At 36.7% G+C, this 1055-nt stretch carries 2 protein-coding genes; one reads left to right on the top strand and one right to left on the bottom strand.

Translation table 11 applies throughout. From position 1 onward, the window contains the following. Nucleotides 1-59: 59 nt before the first annotated feature. Nucleotides 60-278 carry a hypothetical protein gene (locus JZO70_RS19425; RefSeq protein ID WP_207675351.1) on the bottom strand — a complete coding sequence of 73 codons (219 nt, stop codon included), beginning with the start codon at nucleotides 276-278 and terminating at the stop codon, nucleotides 60-62. A 440-nt stretch (nucleotides 279-718) separates the two neighbouring features. Between JZO70_RS19425 and JZO70_RS19420 the strand changes: the two genes are divergently transcribed. Next, entirely contained in the window at nucleotides 719-934 is a 216-nt protein-coding gene (locus JZO70_RS19420) for a DUF1659 domain-containing protein (protein WP_207675350.1), read from the top strand. Nucleotides 935-1055: the final 121 nt, after the last annotated feature.

Below are 1055 nucleotides of genomic sequence, written 5' to 3'. Positions count from 1 at the left end.
TTCTGGTACTCGGGATATTTTTTTATAATTTGGTTTCGCTTAATTCTTTTCTGCTAAAATCACCATACCTGATCCAAAGGCGTATACTCGATCTCTAAATCAGCTGCGACCGGCTCAATCACTAGTTTATTGTGATAGGTATTCACTCCATGATAAAGCGCGGAATTTTCCATTAATAGTTCTTTTAACGGGTTGTTCGCTAATAGATTTACATATTTCCCTGTGCTGTTGCTTAATGCGTAAGTCGCCGTTTGAGTTGCATTAGAAGAAATCGTCAAACAAGACGACTAAGTTCACACCAAACGAAATAGACACTAAGTTAATTTAGAATTTTTTACTGAAGGAAGCTCTTACCCTATCGTTGGTAAGAGCTTTTTAGGTTGGATTTTTTTAAAAAGAGGATTCCTCACCCAAACAATCCACTCTTGTATATCGTTATTTTTTACATTTCATCTGATCATTAAAATGTCTTCATTATCCCAAAAAATACTACTATGACGAGTTTTCATCCCTTTTCATTTAAAAATCCCTAAGTGTCCCCAGTACCCTAGAAAAAAACTTTTAGTAAATTTTACTTTACGATCAAATCAACGTTTTAAAAATTCTGCTGGACAATAACTATAGGTTTCGGGACACTTAGGCATTTTGTTCTTTTTTCCTGATCTGTTATCTTTTAGTCACCGGCCGGAACAAAAAAATTATCAGGAGGAATCGTGAAATGATTCAACAATTGGGAACAAAACTACAAGTACAAATCGAACAAGAAGGCGAAGACAAACAAAAGAAAGTCAACTTCAGTAACGTCATTTCAAATCCAGCAGAAGCCGACATCGTGAAATTAGGCGAAGTCATGACAGATCTAGGACAAGAAGGAAGTTCATTAGATAGCGTCATCGTTACTAACCAAACCCGTGTCACTAAGAATATCGAGTAAAGGAGAAGCTTATGCCAGAAACTAAATTAGTTTCCCGCTTCAGAAATGAGCAAGATAAGATCCATACCTGGAGCTATACCAAACCAAACACTAGCAAGACCCCCGCTGAAATCAAAGCAGC

This window comes from Candidatus Enterococcus moelleringii, from assembly GCF_017377575.1.
Taxonomy (GTDB): Bacteria; Bacillota; Bacilli; order Lactobacillales; family Enterococcaceae; genus Enterococcus_A; species Enterococcus_A moelleringii.
This window is presented reverse-complemented; position numbering and strand designations above follow the sequence as displayed.

Coding starts and splice junctions, on each gene's coding strand:
- JZO70_RS19420 (WP_207675350.1), top strand. CDS start 719: ATGATTCAACAATTGGGAACAAAACTACAAGTACAAATCGAACAAGAA.